Source organism: Aliidiomarina quisquiliarum (genome assembly GCF_023922585.1).
GTDB lineage: Bacteria > Pseudomonadota > Gammaproteobacteria > Enterobacterales > Alteromonadaceae > Aliidiomarina > Aliidiomarina quisquiliarum.
In genome coordinates this window covers 37,352-53,409 of sequence record NZ_JAMFTN010000014.1, presented here as the reverse complement: position 1 = coordinate 53,409, position 16,058 = coordinate 37,352, and the positions used below count along the sequence as shown (strand labels likewise).

General features: G+C 47.5%; 15 protein-coding genes. 3 read left to right on the top strand and 12 right to left on the bottom strand.

Annotated features, from left to right (window positions below; all coding sequences use genetic code 11):
- Positions 1-4: 4 nt before the first annotated feature.
- Genes M1L23_RS02875 through M1L23_RS02865 form a run of 3 tightly spaced genes read right to left on the bottom strand, consistent with a single transcriptional unit; the run spans position 5 to position 3,812 of the window.
- Positions 5-1,141 (bottom strand): enoyl-CoA hydratase/isomerase family protein, encoded by a 1,137-nt coding sequence (locus M1L23_RS02875; protein WP_252625529.1) that lies wholly within the window; start codon positions 1,139-1,141, stop codon positions 5-7.
- Positions 1,138-2,295: an acyl-CoA dehydrogenase family protein gene (locus M1L23_RS02870; RefSeq protein WP_252625527.1), complete on the bottom strand. Its 1,158-nt coding sequence runs from the start codon at positions 2,293-2,295 to the stop codon at positions 1,138-1,140. The genes M1L23_RS02875 and M1L23_RS02870 overlap by 4 nt, the downstream gene beginning before the upstream one ends.
- Before the next feature lie 23 nt (positions 2,296-2,318).
- A complete protein-coding gene (locus M1L23_RS02865; protein ID WP_252625525.1) occupies positions 2,319-3,812 on the bottom strand; it encodes a CoA-acylating methylmalonate-semialdehyde dehydrogenase in 1,494 nt (497 codons plus the stop codon).
- A 182-nt stretch (positions 3,813-3,994) separates the two neighbouring features.
- Here M1L23_RS02865 and M1L23_RS02860 point away from each other — a divergent pair, with 182 nt between their 5' ends.
- Positions 3,995-4,897 (top strand): helix-turn-helix transcriptional regulator, encoded by a 903-nt coding sequence (locus M1L23_RS02860; RefSeq protein WP_252625524.1) that lies wholly within the window; start codon positions 3,995-3,997, stop codon positions 4,895-4,897.
- Positions 4,898-4,944: 47 nt separating this feature from the next.
- Complete coding sequence (locus tag M1L23_RS02855; protein ID WP_252625522.1) at positions 4,945-5,223, top strand: DUF1289 domain-containing protein; 279 nt, start codon at positions 4,945-4,947, stop codon at positions 5,221-5,223.
- A gap of 2 nt (positions 5,224-5,225) precedes the next feature.
- On the opposite strand, the gene M1L23_RS02850 is transcribed toward M1L23_RS02855, so the two are convergent.
- The 7 genes from M1L23_RS02850 to M1L23_RS02820 all read right to left on the bottom strand — a co-directional run bounded on the left by M1L23_RS02850 (position 5,226) and on the right by M1L23_RS02820 (position 13,508).
- Positions 5,226-5,798: a hypothetical protein gene (locus tag M1L23_RS02850; RefSeq protein ID WP_252625521.1), complete on the bottom strand. Its 573-nt coding sequence runs from the start codon at positions 5,796-5,798 to the stop codon at positions 5,226-5,228.
- Between the two features lie 26 nt (positions 5,799-5,824).
- A complete protein-coding gene (locus tag M1L23_RS02845) occupies positions 5,825-7,144 on the bottom strand; it encodes a sensor domain-containing diguanylate cyclase (RefSeq protein ID WP_252625519.1) in 1,320 nt (439 codons plus the stop codon).
- 84 nt (positions 7,145-7,228) lie between these two features.
- Complete coding sequence (kdsB, locus tag M1L23_RS02840) at positions 7,229-7,990, bottom strand: 3-deoxy-manno-octulosonate cytidylyltransferase (protein ID WP_252625517.1); 762 nt, start codon at positions 7,988-7,990, stop codon at positions 7,229-7,231.
- Complete coding sequence (locus M1L23_RS02835) at positions 7,987-8,187, bottom strand: Trm112 family protein (RefSeq protein ID WP_256473580.1); 201 nt, start codon at positions 8,185-8,187, stop codon at positions 7,987-7,989. Before M1L23_RS02835 ends, kdsB begins: the two co-directional genes overlap by 4 nt.
- Positions 8,184-9,260: a tetraacyldisaccharide 4'-kinase gene (gene lpxK, locus M1L23_RS02830; protein ID WP_252625511.1), complete on the bottom strand. Its 1,077-nt coding sequence runs from the start codon at positions 9,258-9,260 to the stop codon at positions 8,184-8,186. The genes M1L23_RS02835 and lpxK overlap by 4 nt, the downstream gene beginning before the upstream one ends.
- A complete protein-coding gene (msbA, locus tag M1L23_RS02825; protein WP_252625510.1) occupies positions 9,257-11,005 on the bottom strand; it encodes a lipid A export permease/ATP-binding protein MsbA in 1,749 nt (582 codons plus the stop codon). The genes lpxK and msbA overlap by 4 nt, the downstream gene beginning before the upstream one ends.
- A 73-nt stretch (positions 11,006-11,078) precedes the next feature.
- Positions 11,079-13,508 (bottom strand): DNA internalization-related competence protein ComEC/Rec2, encoded by a 2,430-nt coding sequence (locus M1L23_RS02820; protein ID WP_252625509.1) that lies wholly within the window; start codon positions 13,506-13,508, stop codon positions 11,079-11,081.
- Between the two features lie 16 nt (positions 13,509-13,524).
- Here M1L23_RS02820 and M1L23_RS02815 point away from each other — a divergent pair, with 16 nt between their 5' ends.
- Positions 13,525-14,058, top strand: coding sequence for a DUF2062 domain-containing protein (locus tag M1L23_RS02815; RefSeq protein WP_252625508.1), 534 nt, complete (start codon positions 13,525-13,527; stop codon positions 14,056-14,058).
- Between the two features lie 4 nt (positions 14,059-14,062).
- Here M1L23_RS02815 and M1L23_RS02810 read toward each other — a convergent pair whose 3' ends face one another.
- Both M1L23_RS02810 and lolD read right to left on the bottom strand, forming a co-directional pair.
- Complete coding sequence (locus M1L23_RS02810; RefSeq protein ID WP_252625506.1) at positions 14,063-15,304, bottom strand: lipoprotein-releasing ABC transporter permease subunit; 1,242 nt, start codon at positions 15,302-15,304, stop codon at positions 14,063-14,065.
- Entirely contained in the window at positions 15,301-16,053 is a 753-nt protein-coding gene (gene lolD, locus M1L23_RS02805; RefSeq protein WP_252625504.1) for a lipoprotein-releasing ABC transporter ATP-binding protein LolD, read from the bottom strand. Before lolD ends, M1L23_RS02810 begins: the two co-directional genes overlap by 4 nt.
- Positions 16,054-16,058 lie beyond the last annotated feature (5 nt).

The following is a 16,058-nucleotide window of genomic DNA, read 5'->3' as shown; positions in this document are numbered from 1 at the left end:
GCCCTTATTGGTTGTTGCCTAGATCGCGTAATGGGTGCTCGTTTTCCGCCCAAGGCGAACTAAACATAGCGTCTAAGTCTTTATCAGTTACCTCACTAATAGCGCTGTGCTGCCATTTAGGGTTGCGATCCTTATCGATCAACAAGGCCCGCACACCTTCAATAAAGTCGCCTTTTACAGCGCTATTTACCGACAAGGTAAGCTCGAGTTGAAATGCCTCGGCCAAGCTTAAACTGGGTCCATGGGCAAGTTGTTGCCATACAATATGGGCCGTTAAGGGGCAACCGGCGGCTAAGGTTTGCTGGCCACGAAGCAACACTTTGTCTTCCGTTTTAAAGGCCAAAAACTGTTTTGCCACGGCATTCACGTTAGCGCCAGCCATCAGCTTTTTAATGGTGGTGTGCAAAGGCTTTAATATCGGTGCTGGTAATTCGTGCGCATAGCTGGCTAACTTTTCAAGTACCGCACTAATTAATCCGCAGTTCACTTCGGCACTTTCAGTCCATGGTATGGCTGCCAAGGAATGCAAGGTGCTTTCTTTTTGCTCTGCATTTAATGCCACATCGGCCATGCCAAGCCAGCAAGCATCGGCAGCGTTTACGTGGGCAGCGGTTAAGCCAAGAAATAATCCCATGCCTTCAGGTAAACGGCTTAAAAAATAAGTACCGCCTACATCTGGATATAAGCCAATGGTAATTTCCGGCATAGCCAAGCGTGAACGTTCAGTTACAATACGATGGCTAGCACCAATCATTAATCCAAGCCCGCCACCCATAACAAAACCGTCGCCCCAAACCACCAAAGGTTTAGGGTAGGTTTGTATTTTGTAGTCAAGCTGATACTCGCGAGTAAAAAAGTCGACCACCTCAGGCACCATTGCTTGCGGCTGTGCTTGCGCTGCTTGGTACATCGACACAATGTCGCCACCGGCACAAAAAGCCTTTTCCCCAGCCCCTTGCAACCACACACAGGCAATAGTGTTGTCGTTTGCCCACGCCTCCAGTTGCGGCTCTAACAACTCAACCATGTCAATACTTAAAGCATTTAATGAACGCTCTGAATTTAATGTGGCTACACCTATTTTGTAGCCGTTACCTGCGTTGCGGGTATCAAACAAAACTACATCGTCAAGGTTACTCATATTAATTCTGCTGCTCCATCTGCTAATAAACGGCGGGCAATAATCAAACGCATAATTTCGTTGGTACCTTCTAGAATTTGATGCACACGCACGTCACGTACATAACGCTCTAAAGGATATTCACGAATATAGCCGTAGCCGCCATGAATTTGTAAGGCTTCATTACACACTTGAAAGCCCACGTCGGTAGCGAAACGTTTCGCCATGGCGCAGTAGGTGGTTTTGTCCGTGTCGTTGGTGTCTACTTTAAAAGCCGCTAACCGCACCATTTGCCGTGCCGCCACTAATTCAGTAGCCATGTCGGCCAACTTGAATTGCATGGCTTGGAAGGCCGCTAGCGGCTTACCAAACTGGCTACGCTCGTGCATGTAGTCGCGGGCTGTATTTAACGCGGCTTGCGCTGTACCCACCGAACACACGGCAATATTAATGCGCCCGCCGTCTAATCCCATCATGGCAAACTTAAAGCCTTCGCCTTCTTCGCCAAGTAAATTGGCCACTGGCACACGCACGTTTTCAAAAGTAACTAAGCGGGTTGGCTGCGCATTCCAGCCCATTTTCTCTTCTGCTTTACCGTAGTGAATACCCGCGGCATCGGCAGGCACCACAATGGCGGAAATGCCTTTAGGGCCTTCGCCACCGGTGCGCGCCATCACCACCATAACGTCGGTTTCACCGGCGCCAGAAATAAACATTTTCGAGCCGTTAATCACATACTCGTCGCCATCTTTTTTGGCGGTAGTACGTAAACTTGCTGCGTCTGAGCCAGCACCAGGCTCGGTTAAGCAATATGAGCCTAGCTTTTGCCCCATCACCATGTCGGGACACCACTGGTCGATTACCTCTTGCTTGGCAAAAGAGCCAATCATCCAAGTGACCATATTATGTATGGTCATCATGGCGGTGGTGGCAGTACAACCCATAGCCAACTGCTCAAAAATAAGGGCACTGTCGAGCCGTGTCATGCCAAAGCCACCGGCACTTTCTGGTGTATACATACCCATAAAGCCCATGTCACCGGCTTTGCGAAATACGTCAATAGGGAAGTGGTGTTCTTGGTCCCACTGCGCTGCAAACGGGGCCAGCTCTTTTTCCGCAAAGGCCCGAGCCGTAGCAACAAACGCTTGTTGATCGTCGGTTAAATTAAAGTTCATTACGCGCTCCTATTAATTGCCAATTACTGCAGTTTAATGGTCATATTTGGACCATTATCAATTTCGCTTTCTGGCCAGCGGGCGGTAATGGTTTTAGTTTCTGAATAGAAACGAATGGCTTGTTTACCATAGGCATGCAAGTCACCAAAGAATGAGTTTTTCCAACCAGTGAACGAGAAAAACGGTAATGGCACTGGAATTGGAATGTTAATACCCACTTGGCCTACTTCTACTTCGTGCTGATATTTACGCGCCGCGGCACCGTTAGTGGTGAAAATAGACGTACCGTTACCATATTGGTTGCTGTTTACAATTTCTAAGGCTTCATCGAGAGTGTCAACCGACATAGCACAGAGCACCGGGCCAAAAATTTCCTGCTGATAAATGCTCATTTCTTTGGTTACGTTATTAAATAACGTTGGGCCTACCCAGTTACCATTTGGGTATCCTTCAACGGTACAGTTGGTACCGTCTACTAAACAGTCTGCGCCTTCGGCCTTACCTTTGGCGATCATGTCAATTACCCGCTGCTTGGCTTCAGGGCTTACCAATGGGCCATAAGCGGCGTTTTTGTCGGTCCATACCCCTGGTTTAACCTTGGCTAATTCTACCGCTAAGTCGTCGATCCACTCTTGTGATTTACCCACAAAAACCGCTACCGAAATAGCCATACAACGTTGGCCTGCAGCACCAACCGAGGCACCTACTAAGTTGTTAATAACCGTTTGTTTGTTCGCATCGGGCATAATAACGCTATGGTTTTTTGCCCCAGCAAAGGCTTGCACACGCTTCAAGTTGTCGGTACCGGTGCGGTAAATATATTGTGCTACTGGCACCGAGCCAACAAATGAAATGGCTTTTACGTCTTTGTCATTCAGTAAGTGATCAACCTGCTCTTTACCACCATGGACAACTTGTAGCACACCTTTAGGCGCACCCGCTGCAGCAAACAATTCTGCTAAACGTGTTGGGGTTAAAGGGTTTTGCTCGGAAGGCTTTAAAATAAAGGTGTTACCACAAGCAATAGCAAGTGGGAACATCCATAGCGGGATCATAGCTGGGAAGTTAAACGGGGTAATACCTACGCACACGCCCAAAGGCTGTATATAGCTATAAGTATCGATACCACGGGCAACGTTTTCAGCACTTTCGCCCATCATTAATGACGGCACGTTAGCGGCTTGCTCAACTACTTCAATACCACGCCATACGTCGCCTTTGGCGTCTTCAAAGGTTTTGCCCGACTCTTCAGCAAGAATTGTAGCTAGTTCGTCGTGGTGCTCTTTTAACAACGCTTGATAACGCATCATTAAGCGGGCACGCTCTGGAACTGGCACTTCACGCCACGTTTTAAAAGCTGCTTTTGCGCTTTCTACGGCGGCTACCATCTCTTCGTTGGTGGCGCACGGTGTTTCTGCGATCACTTCTTGCGTTGCTGGGTTTGTTACAGGAATCATTTGCGTTGCTTTTGATTCAACAAACTCACCATCAATAAATAACTTAACTGTCTTTGTCATAACTCAACCTATTTGTTGTGTGGTGCGTTTAGCACGTGTTGTTCACCACTGTTGTCATTTTGTCTGACAGCATAGCAAACCCCAAAATTCTTATGTTCCTATTAAACCAGAGTGGTTGCTACTTTAGAATCGATTAAATTGGCGCTACAATGGACTATATTGTTATTTAATAGAGTAATATTGTGAGCCAACCATCGAACTGGCCCCTTCCCGCCGGTAGTACTCGACTTATTATGCCGCAGCCGCTGGTGGAACAATTGCAGCGCCACCCACTCACGCGCGGTTTATATCCAATTGCCTATGGCCACTATCTCAATGCCACTGGGCATAGAGTGCGTCGCCACATACATACCGACCATTTAATTATATTTTGCCATGCGGGCCGAGGCCGGTATCGTGCAGGTAAGCACAAAGGTTACTTACTGCCTGGCCAAGTGCTTTTTTTACCCAAAGGCGTGTCGCATATATACCAGTCCGACAGCGCTCAGCCATGGAGTATTTATTGGGCTCACTTTGCCGGTGAGCAAGTAACCGATTTCATGGATTATCTTGGTATCTCCGCAGCCAGTAAGCAACCCGCTCACCCCCATGGTAACCCAGTGCTTACACTACGAAATTGGCGCGCCTTGCTGACCGACGTAACCCAGTTGCTTAACTTACAACATGAACGGTTGAATTTAGATAAAGGCGTACTTGCTTCCGCGTTATTACGTAAGCTATTAAGCGAGCTACCGTTAATGGCTCGGCCTGAACCAGCCGACCGTAAAGAATTTGATTTAGACTCACTAAAACGCTTTATGCGCGACAATAGCCATAAGTCGCTCGAGCTAAACGAGCTTGCCCAGTTTACGGGGTTGTCGCGCTATCACTTTAGCAAAAAGTTTCGTCAAGTAACCGGCGACAGCCCGCTCAACTACTTCACTCGTATGAAAATAAATCAAGCGGCGCAAATGCTGCGTGAAGGCGAACAAACCATTCGTCAAATAAGCCAAACCTTAGGTTATGACGATCCTTATTATTTTAGTCGGTTATTTAAGAAGCACCAAGGCCTAGCGCCGAGCTTTTATCGACAAAACTTTGGCTAAATATGGTAATTTAGCTTCGTAACGTTGTGGGCAAAGCGAGTAAGGTTATGGCCGTAGAGCAAATTGAGTTATTTCCACTTCCCAACCCTTGCATTAATGTATGCGAGACAGGGCCTCGTGGCTATTGCATCGGTTGCTTACGTTCACGAGAAGAGCGGTTTAACTGGTTGAAAAAATCAGAGGTTGAAAAAGCCCGTATTTTAAAATTATTAAGTCATCGGCAACGCCGTAAAAGTGCATTCTTGGCAAACTTAGCGCGCGAAGAGCAGGCTGAGTTTAGTTTTAACGATCAACTGAGCCTGCCCGGCTTGAGCCCAGACACATAGCCTTAGCTTTCGTCTGGGTCCATCGCGGCCATTAATTTTTGCAAATAAGGCTTTACGGCTTTAAGGTCGGCTTCAGGTACATCGCCCACCCAAAATTTTATTAACTGGATACTACCCGTAGCAATGGCTAACATTTGCTCTTTCTGAGCGTCGCTTAAGCTAGGTATATTTTCTATTTCTCGACGGGCATTTTCGAGCTCGCGCATAACCTCATCGTCGTTTTCATCCATCATTAAATACATAGTGGCAGCATTTACCCGATCTGCCACTTCTGCCCATTCATTCTCATTGCTAAAGCCATGGCGTTTGATTACAGCGACAAATTTGGCATAATCTGGGTGGCCTTTACTACGTTCAATCAGTACCGACATTTTCGGTAGCCCGTCTTTGAACTCATGAAAAGTATAGTCATCGTCGTCAAACATTGTGGACTCGTCTTCCATTACATTAAGTTCTTCCAGCGTGGCAATATAGCCTTCAATTTGACGATTAGTTAAGTCGGCACTATGGGCCATGGGCACAATCAGCATGAACGCAGTAACAACCAGTACCCAGATGGTTTTTTTATACAACATAACTGTTTCTCCCTTTCATAATTACACTAAGTAGCCGCAACCACTCGATTACGCCCACCTTGTTTACCTTCATACATTAGCTTATCTACGCGCCTTAATATGTCGTCAGGGGCGCGGTCCGTTGCGTTATAACGGGTAACACCAAATGTTACAGTAATTTTAAAGGTTTCGCCGTTCGCTTCAAAATTAAGCGCAGCTATACTTTTACGCAGCTCTTCGGCAACCCTTTTGGCCGCATTTAATTCTGTGTCTGGTAGCAGTACCACAAATTCTTCACCGCCAATTCTTGCCACCATGTCGCAGGCCCGCATGCGCCCTTGCACCAGCTCCGATATTTTAACCAGCACTTGGTCGCCGACCTCGTGTCCATAGGTGTCGTTCACGCGTTTGAAGTGATCAAGATCATACATCAGCATGGAAAAAGGTCGCCCATGGCGCCTGCTTGCTATTATCAACCTTTCCGCTTCCAACATGAAATGACGCCGGTTGGCTAACCGCGTTAAGCTGTCGGTAAAGCTTAATTGGCGTAGTTCTTCTTCAATATTTTTTTGTTGGGTAACATCAGTAGCCACACCCGACCACAGCACCGCGCCGTCAACGGTTTGTTCCGGCATTGCCGTACCACTCAGCCACCGTACAACCCCGTTCACTACGATACGATAGTCACAATTCCATTCAGTTAAATTTGCTTTGGAAAAAGCTAAAGTGTCAAACACCATTTTAATATCTTCACGGTGAATGCGATCGAACACGGGGGTGGCATCGTCCACTAAGCCTTTTTTGGGCACCACATACACTTCAGTTACTTTATCGCTAATATAGGGGAAGCTGAAATGCTCGTTGGCACTTTGCTTTAGCTGGTAAATTACCCCAGGCGACACTGCGGCAATTTTTTTGATGCGTTCGTGCTCAATACGTGACGCGCTAATGTCGGCAATGCAACCAATAATAGCGACGGCTTCATTATTAACGAATTTCTTTTTAGCCGTATCTGCAACCCAGCGGTATCGGCCGCTGTCGTCACGTACGCGATACTCGCGTTTCAATATCCGTTGCTCTGATGTTTTTATCCAGGTCGCTAGCTCACTCAAGGCATTATCTACATCGTTAGCATGAATGCGCTCTACCCAAGCTTCTGTACTATTCGGCGGTTCGAAAGTAACGCCAAGGGTTTCTTGTATATTAGGTGAAATAAAAGCAGCAACAGAGGTGTCGGGAAGGTTCAAACGGTATAAGGTAGCGGGTGCCGAATGAACAATATCTTGAAGTAAATAAAGAGTTTCAACACACACCGAGGGCTGTGAGGCAACTGTTTTTTTGGGCGGGCTCATTTTTTCAAGAGGCATAATAACTTTCCATATTATTATAATAGTTTTACGGATATTTAAAGCAGCCCTCTGCGGCAGCATTTTTCGTGCTGGTGAAAGGCGTTAACGCCCTTGTAGCAAAGCCGTGCGTACGCTTTCTAAGTCTTCCAGTGTGTCGACACCACTGGGTGGTACTTTAATGGCGTTTGCAACATGTATGCGTTCACCATGCCATAACACACGTAGCTGCTCTAATTGTTCAATCCGCTCGAGTGGGCTAGCTTCCCATTCCGCATAGCGGGTAATAAAACCAGCGCGATAAGCATAAATACCAATATGCCGCTTCCATGGTTGAAAGTCGACCATATTCTGTTCAGTTTGAAAGCCGTCTCTATCATAAGGGATAGCCGCGCGGCTAAAGTATAAGGCATAGCCAGAGGCGTCTTGCACTACTTTCACAATATTCGGGTTAAATATATCATCACGGCAAGTCAGCGGTACGGCTAGGGTTGCCATAGGTGCTAAACGTTGTGCCCTTAGATTTTCGGCAACCTGATGAATAATTTCAGAAGGAATCATGGGCTCGTCGCCCTGCACATTAACTACCACTTCATTCTCATCAAGCGCCAAACGCTCTACCACCTCAGCTAGCCGCTCAGTACCCGATTGGTGGTTGGTCGAGGTCATCATGGCCCGACCACCGAATTTTCGAACCACGGTGGCAATACGCTCATCGTCTGTTGCTACCACCACCTCAGCCGCACCACTAGCTAGCACCCGCTCCATCACACACTGAATCATGGGCTTGCCATTAATGTCTGCTAAGGGTTTGCCAGGTAACCGAGTGGACGCATAACGGGCTGGAATAATTACGGTAAAACTCATAAGGTATCAACCTGTTTCATTTCTTCGGCGCTTAAGGTTTTTGCTTCTTGCGCAAGCATTGCCGGAATACCATCACGCACTGGGTAGGCCAGCTGCTCGCCACGACAAACTAGGGTTGTTTTATCTGGGCCCCAAACTAACTTGCCTTTACATGAAGGGCAGGCCAAAACACTAAGAAGATTGGCTGGTATGCTCATAAATTAGGTGCCTCGTTTGGTAACTGCGAACGGGTTGAAACAGGCGCTTGAGCGGATGCTTTTTTCATTGCCGCAACCCCTTGTACCCGTTCCGTAAATTGTTGTAGAAAGGTTTCTGGTAAGGCCATAGCAACTTTTAAATAATACCAATGTGGTCGAGCAAAAGCGCGTACTTTAATGGCGTCTTTTTCTGTCATTAACACTGGGTATTCATTGCTTACATGATAAAAGTCAGTGGCCTTAAAGTCATAATGGTCGGCATAAACCCGTGTTTCTGAAATTGTAATGCCTTGTTCACGCACCATGGCAAAAAACCGTTGTGGATTACCAATTCCGGCAATAACCAATGCAGTTTCACCATCGGGTACTTCAATTTCAGAACTGTCGCCTACTTGGCGCCAGCCAATAGTTTGCAAATTCATTTCCTGCGCTTCAATACCCTTAGGCAAGCTATGCTCTGCAGCCAAAGGCCCGTTGGTAAGTACCCAGTCGACCTTTTTTAAACGCCGCGCACTTTCCCGCAGGGGCCCTGCAGGTAACCGCCAGTTATTGCCAAAGCCACGGCCACCATCAACAATGCCAATTTCAATATCGCGCCCTAAAGCGTAATGCTGTAAGCCATCGTCGGCGATAATTACATCAATGTCTTTGCTAGCCAATAATAACTTGGCCGCCTCTATGCGTTTAGGCGCTACCGCCACCGGCACACCGCTTAACCGCGCTAACATAATAGGTTCGTCGCCGCACAAATCTGGGGTTGACGTAGCACCAACCAGCGCTGGAAATGTCCCTGCTCCGCCATACCCACGCGACACAATGCCAGGGCGCATACCTAGGCGTTGTAAATGCTCAATTAAAGCCAATACCGTTGGTGTTTTACCGGTACCACCAACTGTAACATTACCCACTACAATAACCGGCACCGGTGCTTGCCAACTTTTTTTCAGCCGTAGCACAAACAACATTCTGCGCACCGCCGCAAGCATTGTAAACAAGGCACTTAACGGTGTTAAAAACCACAACGGAAAGGCTAAACGGCGCTGATACCACCAAACAACTAGCTTATCACTCACTCTAAACCACCAAACTGCATTTGATATAATTGGGCGTAAGCGCCTTCTTGCTTCAATAGGTCTGCGTGAGTGCCACGCTCAATTATTTTACCTTGTTCAAGCACTAATATTTCATCGGCATTTTCAATGGTAGAAAGCCGATGCGCAATTACTAGCGAAGTACGATCTTGCTGTAAATTATCCAACGCTTTTTGAATGTGTCGCTCCGACTCGGTATCAAGCGCCGAGGTGGCTTCGTCGAGAATCAACAGTGGCGCATTTCGCAATAAAGCACGTGCAATAGCAATACGTTGTCGCTGCCCACCCGAAAGCATTACCCCATTTTCACCCACCATGGTTTCTAGCCCATTAGGCAAGTTGTCGGTGAATTCATTTACATACGCCAGTTTTACCGCACGCTCAATATCTGCGCGGGCTACTTTACCCCGGGCACCATAGGCAATATTGTTAGCAATGGTGTCGTTAAATAAACTGACGTTTTGTGACACCACAGCAAACTGGCGGCGCAGGGTTTTTAAGCTGTATTCGCGAATATCAATATTATCGAGCTGAATACTACCTTCGTCCCAGTCGTAAAAGCGTGTGAGCAAACTAGAAATGGTCGACTTACCACTGCCCGAACGCCCTACTAAAGCAACTGTTTTTCCTGCTTCTACATGAAAGCTAATGTCTGTTAATGCTGGCTCATCGCCTTCGGCATAACGGAAGGTTACTTTATCAAAGCGTAAATCGCCTTTGGCGCGTTCTAACTTAAGCTTACCGGCATCGGGCTCTGGCGCTTGGTCAAGTACCGTAAACACACTGCCAGCAGCGGCAATACCCCGTTGAAAGTCTGAGTTAACGTTCGTGAGTTGTTTTAACGGACGTAACAACATAATCATAGACGTAAGTAACGTGGTAAATGCCCCTGGCGTTAGGTCGGCTAACATACTCGGGAAACTGGCAATAACTAGAACCATCGACAAGCTAAACGATGCAATTAGCTGAATTACAGAAGTACTAATAGTGCGAATATTTACCAACTTTAAATTTTGCCTACGAGTACGCTGGTTAATTTCACTAAAGCGTTTCGCTTCACGCTTTTGCCCTTCAAACATCACCACAACTTGATGACCATTTAGCATTTGTTCTGCGGTTGTCGTTACATTGCCCATGGCCGTTTGAATATTACCACTTACATGGCGAAATTTTTTTGACACCACCGCAACAACTTTTCCCACTAAAGGAGCTATCAGTAAAAACACTAAGCTTAGTTGCCAACTGTGGTACATCATAAGGCCAAGCAAGCCCACCACAAACGCTCCTTCTCGCACTAAGGTAAGAATAGCTCGGCTGGTGGCTTCTGCCAGTTGTTGGGTGTCGTAGGTTATTTTTGAAATTAAGTCGCCGGTAGACATTTTATCGTGGTAGGCCACGGGTACCCGCATTAAATGCTCGAATAACTCTTGTCGTAGGTTGGTAACCACCTGAAAGCCTACATAGCTAAGAAAATAGCTCGACACAAAGTTAAAAATACCCCGCAAAATGAATACGATAGGCACAAAAATAGCGCCATAGAGCAATATCTTTGGGTTGCTGGCGGCTAAACCATCATCAATAAGAGTTTCAATGTGGTAAAAGAAGAAAGTGTCGACACCGGCGTAACCTATCATGCCCACCACTGCCACAAAAAAGGCAGTTCGATAGGGCTTAATGTACTTAAGCAAGCGTTTAAAATTTGATAGTTTGATCGTTTCTGCTGTCATGCGAACCATTATCTCTAGACGAACTGCGGCTATTGTACCGTTAATTGCGCTTGCTTTACTAGCAGCCGCATAATTAGTGGGGCACTCGGTGATACCACCGCCGTGCTGTTCGCCCTGTTTGTGGCTGTCGCTGCTGCGTTACCTGCCACCCCGTAGCTGCCTGCCAAGTAAGCGACACCTGCCCCGCCAAGGCGGTGTCGTAAAGGTTTATTTGTTGGTTAGCATAACGTTTTAATACTTCCGCAGCCGGCATACCAAATTGGTTAGCAAAACCACGGCTAACCACCGCAGTGTGTGGCTGCACATGGGCTAAAAATCGCGCTTGACTCGAGCTTTTACCACCATGGTGCGGCACCATTAAAATATCTGCCCGCAAGCCATCGCCGTAACGCCCCGATAAGCGTATTTCATTTTCCCACTCACTGTCGCCGGGCAGTAACACTCGCTGCCCTTGGTATTCTAGCAACATTACACAGCTGTCGTTATTAGGCCCAAACGAGGGCCCAGGCATAGGGGCTAGCATACGTATTCGAACTCCTTGCCAAAGCCACTGCTGACCCATTTTGCAGGGCCAGTCGCCCACATTGCTACCCATTGTTTGTAAATTCGGAAAGGCCTGCAACACGGCACGCTTGCCCCCTACATGGTCATTATGAGCATGGCTTAGCACCAGCCATTCGGGCTGAATATTATGATAATGAAGAAAGGGCACTACCACGCTGGCACCTGTGTCTAAACCGCCAAGATAAGCTGGCCCCACGTCGAACAACAATGCCTTCTGGCCTCGCTGAATAACAATGGCAGCACCTTGCCCTACATCAAGCACATGCAAAGCAAATTCTGCTGCCGGCGGGCGGTAAAAAACTGGGAATTGCAACAACATGAAAATTGCCGTTAACAATAAACGGTGCCAGCCTTTACCGGGCCAAAACCACCAAACAATAAAAGCGCTAAAATACATTGTGGGCCAAGGGTGGTAACCGCTTAACCACACCCAAGGCCAGTGCGACACCCGCTCAACAATATTTAATAACGGTGTAACAATGGCATCAACCAGCTGCCATAAGGGCAAGTAACTGCTGCTACCAAGTAAGGCCGGTAACAACGACAGCAATAACAAGGGCAATACTAAAAACGTAAATAAAGGGATAACAATTAAGTTGGTAATCGGCGCCAACCAAGCTAAACCATTAAAAAACAATAGCGACAAAGGCGCCAATGCCACTAACAGCATTAGTTCAAAGCGCCATAGCTTTCTTGTTTGCGGACCTGGGCTACGCCACTGCCAAACAAAAATTGCAAAAACAGCACCTGCGGAAAGCCAAAACCCCACGTCTAGCCAGGCAAAAGGATCAAATAAAAAAACTAATAGCACCGCGTAAAGAAACAACTGGCCAGCCGGAATTGTAAGTTGCGTTAATCGCGCCAACACAAACAAGCTAATTAACACTAGCGCGCGCATTGTGGAAACGGAAAACCCGGCTAGCACAGCATAAATAAAGGCCGCTAGCCAGGCACTCAGGTAGGCAGCTGGTGCTAACAAAAAAGTTCTACCTAAAGGCCAAGGCGACACTTTTTCTAATAGCCAAGTACTGCCTATCAGCACATAGCGCATTAGCCACCAAACGCCCCCAAACACCAAGGTAAGGTGCAGCCCTGAAATAGCCATTAAATGCGCCAACCCTGTGTACTGCAAGGCCTGCCAACGCGAAGGGCTCATCCACTGCCTTTCCCCTAGCGACAAGGCTAAAAGTATGTCCAACGACTGCATAGGCGGCCCCAGCAACCCCTGCCAGAACGTATTTTCCTGCTCATTGCCTGGCGCTGCCGTTTGTTGCTTTTCGCTTTGCTCTTGTTGGTATTGAAACAAAGCAAATAACTTAAAGCGCCAGTATTGCCAGTGCCATTTTGGAGTTGCTGCCAGCCGTGTGCCTGTACGAATAGAGCCTGTTGCGCGAATACCATGGCGCATTAAATACTTCTGATAGTCGTAGCCACCGTCGTTTAACATACCGGTGGCAGGCCGAGCTCGTACCTCAAGCCGCCACAATTCACCTGGCTTAGGAGCTGTATTCAGGGTTTTAGGCTGTTGTTCGCCATACCAATACAGCCGTGCTTTGGTTGGGCAACGCCCCTTGGGTAACTGCCATGTATTAGGCGCCATTAGCACACAACCTTCCACTCGTATTCGAAATGGCTGGCTGGCACTTAGCTTGGTTACCCGCAGCGTAATATGGCTTGGCTCTCGCCATTGGCTGTTGGGTATATTCCAAGTATTTACTGCTTTAACATTGAACAAAGCCCACCACATACCGCACAATAGGCCATATATTAGAAATGCAACGCTAGGCTGCTGCCAACGTTGCACCAACTTTGCCGTTAAAGCAGCTATAGTTAAGGCCGCTAAGGTTAATGCCATAAGCGGCATTTCTGGTTGCAGCCAAGGCGACATTAAGGTTCCGCCAACAGCACCTGCAGCCCAATATGCAAATAGTTGTTTCATCCGTGAGTACACATTCATGCCAAAGAAGTTTATTCAGCGCTTTTTACCCGATCCAAGCAAGCTACAAAAGGGCTGGTCTTTGCGTATTTTTGGACGCCTTAGCCAAAATACCAATTTATGGCACTTAAACCGTCGAAGTGCTTCGGGGGCTTTTGCGGTAGGGTTATTTGTGGCTTTTTTGCCGTTACCTGCACATATGCTAATTGCAGCAAGCTTGGCTATTTTGTTGCGGGTTAACTTACCTTTATCGGTGGCATTGGTATGGATTACCAACCCAATAACTATCACCCCCATTATGTATGCGGCTTATCGGGTTGGTTCGGCGCTGTTACAACATCCGCCGCAGCCGTTTCATTTCGAATGGAGCTTTGAATGGCTACATACGGGTTTTGCAACTGTGCTGCCGCCAATATTGGTTGGTAGTGTTTTCTTCGGCACCGTTGCTGCGGTGGTGGGTTATATTACGGTGCGCACTTTATGGCGCCAAGCCGTTCGCACCGCTTGGCAAAAACGTAGCGAAAGCCGTGCTGAGCGCGCACGTAACAAGTAATGCATTACGCCTGCCGTAATGACTCTGCAGGCGCTAATTGCGACGCCCGATACGCTGGGTATAAGGTTGCGACTAAGCTCATCAGCAGTGCTACTAAAGTAACCAGCACCACGTCTTGCCACAAAACATGCACTGGAATACGATTGACAAAATAAATGTCGCTAGCAAGTAAAGCGCTACCGTGCAACTGTTCCCACCAAGCCAATATAGTTGGCAAACGCAAAGCCAAAAGCCAACCCAGCCCTGCCCCCACTAAGGCGCCAGGAATACCGTTTAACGCCCCTTGCCAAACAAAAGTACGCAGTATCAAACCGTCGCTGGCGCCCATGGTTTTCAAAATAGCTATTGCGGCTCGTTTTTCTTCTACCTGCATCATTAAGGTGGCTACTATGTTAAACGACGCCACCGCCAGCACCAGTACCAACACGATATACATAACAGTTCGTACCAATTGAATATCGCGATACAAGTGCCCTTCGGTGCGGGTCCAGTCGTGCATATAGGCGTATTCTTCTAGTTGGTAACCAAGCTCGGCGGCTATATGCGGAGCTGCATATACGTCGCTTATCCGCAACCGCACTGCATTGGCACCATCAATACTGCCAGTAAGTTGCTGCGCTTTACTTAAATGCATATAAGCTTGGCGGTAATCAAGTTCGCCACCGAAAGAAAAGTTGCCAGCATAGGTAACCCATAACCGTTGCGGCGCCCGATTGGCATTTGTCTCATGGCCCAATTGTGGCACCAATAATAACAGTCCGTCGCCTTTTTCAAGACCCAAGGTGGCCGCTAAACCTGCGCCAAGTAAAATGCTGTCTGGATCATTATAAAAGTCTTGCCAGTCGCTACTGCTAGCAAAGTCTTGCACGCGCGACACTCGAGATTCTAATTCTGGCTCTATGGCACGAATGTCTACGCCATGAAAACGCCGTTGCTGCTGCACCATAGCCGTTAAGCGAATAACTGGAGCAGCAGCAATAACTTGTTCATGCTGCTCGGCCAATTCCACCACCGTCCGCCAGTCTTTTAATGAGCCGCTTACGGCTTCAAACTCCACATGCGGCACAATTGCGAGCAAGTCGTCTTCTAAGGCCTTGTGGAAACCATTCATAACCGACAATAAAATAATTAAAATGGCACAGCCTAAGGCAATACCCACCGTAGACGAACGGGAGATAAAACTTAAATAGCCGCTTACATTTTTAAACCGCCGAAACCGTGTCGCCAGTAACAGGGCCAAGCTCATACCCGCCCCTCAACTAATTTGCCTTGTTGCATAGTTAATTGCCTTGGTAACTTGGCTGCTAAGGCGTGGTCGTGTGTTACCACAATAAATGCCGTACCTAGTTCTTGGTTTAGCTCTAACATTAATTCATAAATAAGTGTGGCGGTTTCTTCGTCTAGGTTTCCTGTTGGCTCATCGGCCAACACTAGTTTTGGCTTGTTAGCTAAAGCGCGCGCAATAGCCACTCGCTGGCGTTCACCGCCCGATAGTTGCGACGGTAAGTGAGTGGCGCGGGCACTTAAACCCACGCGGCCGAGTAAGTTTTTAGCGTGCGCTTCTGCTTTAGCTTTACTAACCCCACCAATCAGCAGCGGCATGGCTACATTTTCTAAAGCGGTAAATTCAGCAAGCAAGTGATGAAATTGATAGATAAAACCTATCGACTGATTTCTCCATTTAGCCTTTTGGTTGGCGGTCATAGTAACAACATTTTCACCCGCCACCTGAATATCACCTGTATCGGGTGTATCTAGCCCACCTAAACAATGCAACAAGGTGCTTTTACCCGAACCTGAAGCGCCAATAATGGCAACCATGTCGCCTTTATTAACCTTTAGCGACACTTGGTCTAGTACTTGTAAACGGCGCGCTTGTTCTTGTACCAAGGCTTTTGAGCCGGCCCTAGGCGTGGTGGTGGCATCGGGCAAGGCATTGTCTTCGCCGTCGCCAAAACTACGGCATAAATTAGAAACTTTAACTAAACTATTCATGTTGT

What these genes read in the sequence shown, in the direction of transcription:
- M1L23_RS02835 (WP_256473580.1), bottom strand. Translation starts at nt 8,187, where the DNA reads ATGAGCATACCAGCCAATCTTCTTAGTGTTTTGGCCTGCCCTTCATGT.
- kdsB (WP_252625517.1), bottom strand. Translation starts at nt 7,990, where the DNA reads ATGAGTTTTACCGTAATTATTCCAGCCCGTTATGCGTCCACTCGGTTA.
- M1L23_RS02875 (WP_252625529.1), bottom strand. Translation starts at nt 1,141, where the DNA reads ATGAGTAACCTTGACGATGTAGTTTTGTTTGATACCCGCAACGCAGGT.
- M1L23_RS02865 (WP_252625525.1), bottom strand. Translation starts at nt 3,812, where the DNA reads ATGACAAAGACAGTTAAGTTATTTATTGATGGTGAGTTTGTTGAATCA.
- M1L23_RS02810 (WP_252625506.1), bottom strand. Translation starts at nt 15,304, where the DNA reads ATGAGCTTGGCCCTGTTACTGGCGACACGGTTTCGGCGGTTTAAAAAT.
- M1L23_RS02820 (WP_252625509.1), bottom strand. Translation starts at nt 13,508, where the DNA reads ATGAAACAACTATTTGCATATTGGGCTGCAGGTGCTGTTGGCGGAACC.
- lolD (WP_252625504.1), bottom strand. Translation starts at nt 16,053, where the DNA reads ATGAATAGTTTAGTTAAAGTTTCTAATTTATGCCGTAGTTTTGGCGAC.
- M1L23_RS02815 (WP_252625508.1), top strand. Translation starts at nt 13,525, where the DNA reads ATGCCAAAGAAGTTTATTCAGCGCTTTTTACCCGATCCAAGCAAGCTA.
- msbA (WP_252625510.1), bottom strand. Translation starts at nt 11,005, where the DNA reads ATGACAGCAGAAACGATCAAACTATCAAATTTTAAACGCTTGCTTAAG.
- M1L23_RS02845 (WP_252625519.1), bottom strand. Translation starts at nt 7,144, where the DNA reads ATGCCTCTTGAAAAAATGAGCCCGCCCAAAAAAACAGTTGCCTCACAG.
- M1L23_RS02850 (WP_252625521.1), bottom strand. Translation starts at nt 5,798, where the DNA reads ATGTTGTATAAAAAAACCATCTGGGTACTGGTTGTTACTGCGTTCATG.
- M1L23_RS02855 (WP_252625522.1), top strand. Translation starts at nt 4,945, where the DNA reads ATGGCCGTAGAGCAAATTGAGTTATTTCCACTTCCCAACCCTTGCATT.
- M1L23_RS02870 (WP_252625527.1), bottom strand. Translation starts at nt 2,295, where the DNA reads ATGAACTTTAATTTAACCGACGATCAACAAGCGTTTGTTGCTACGGCT.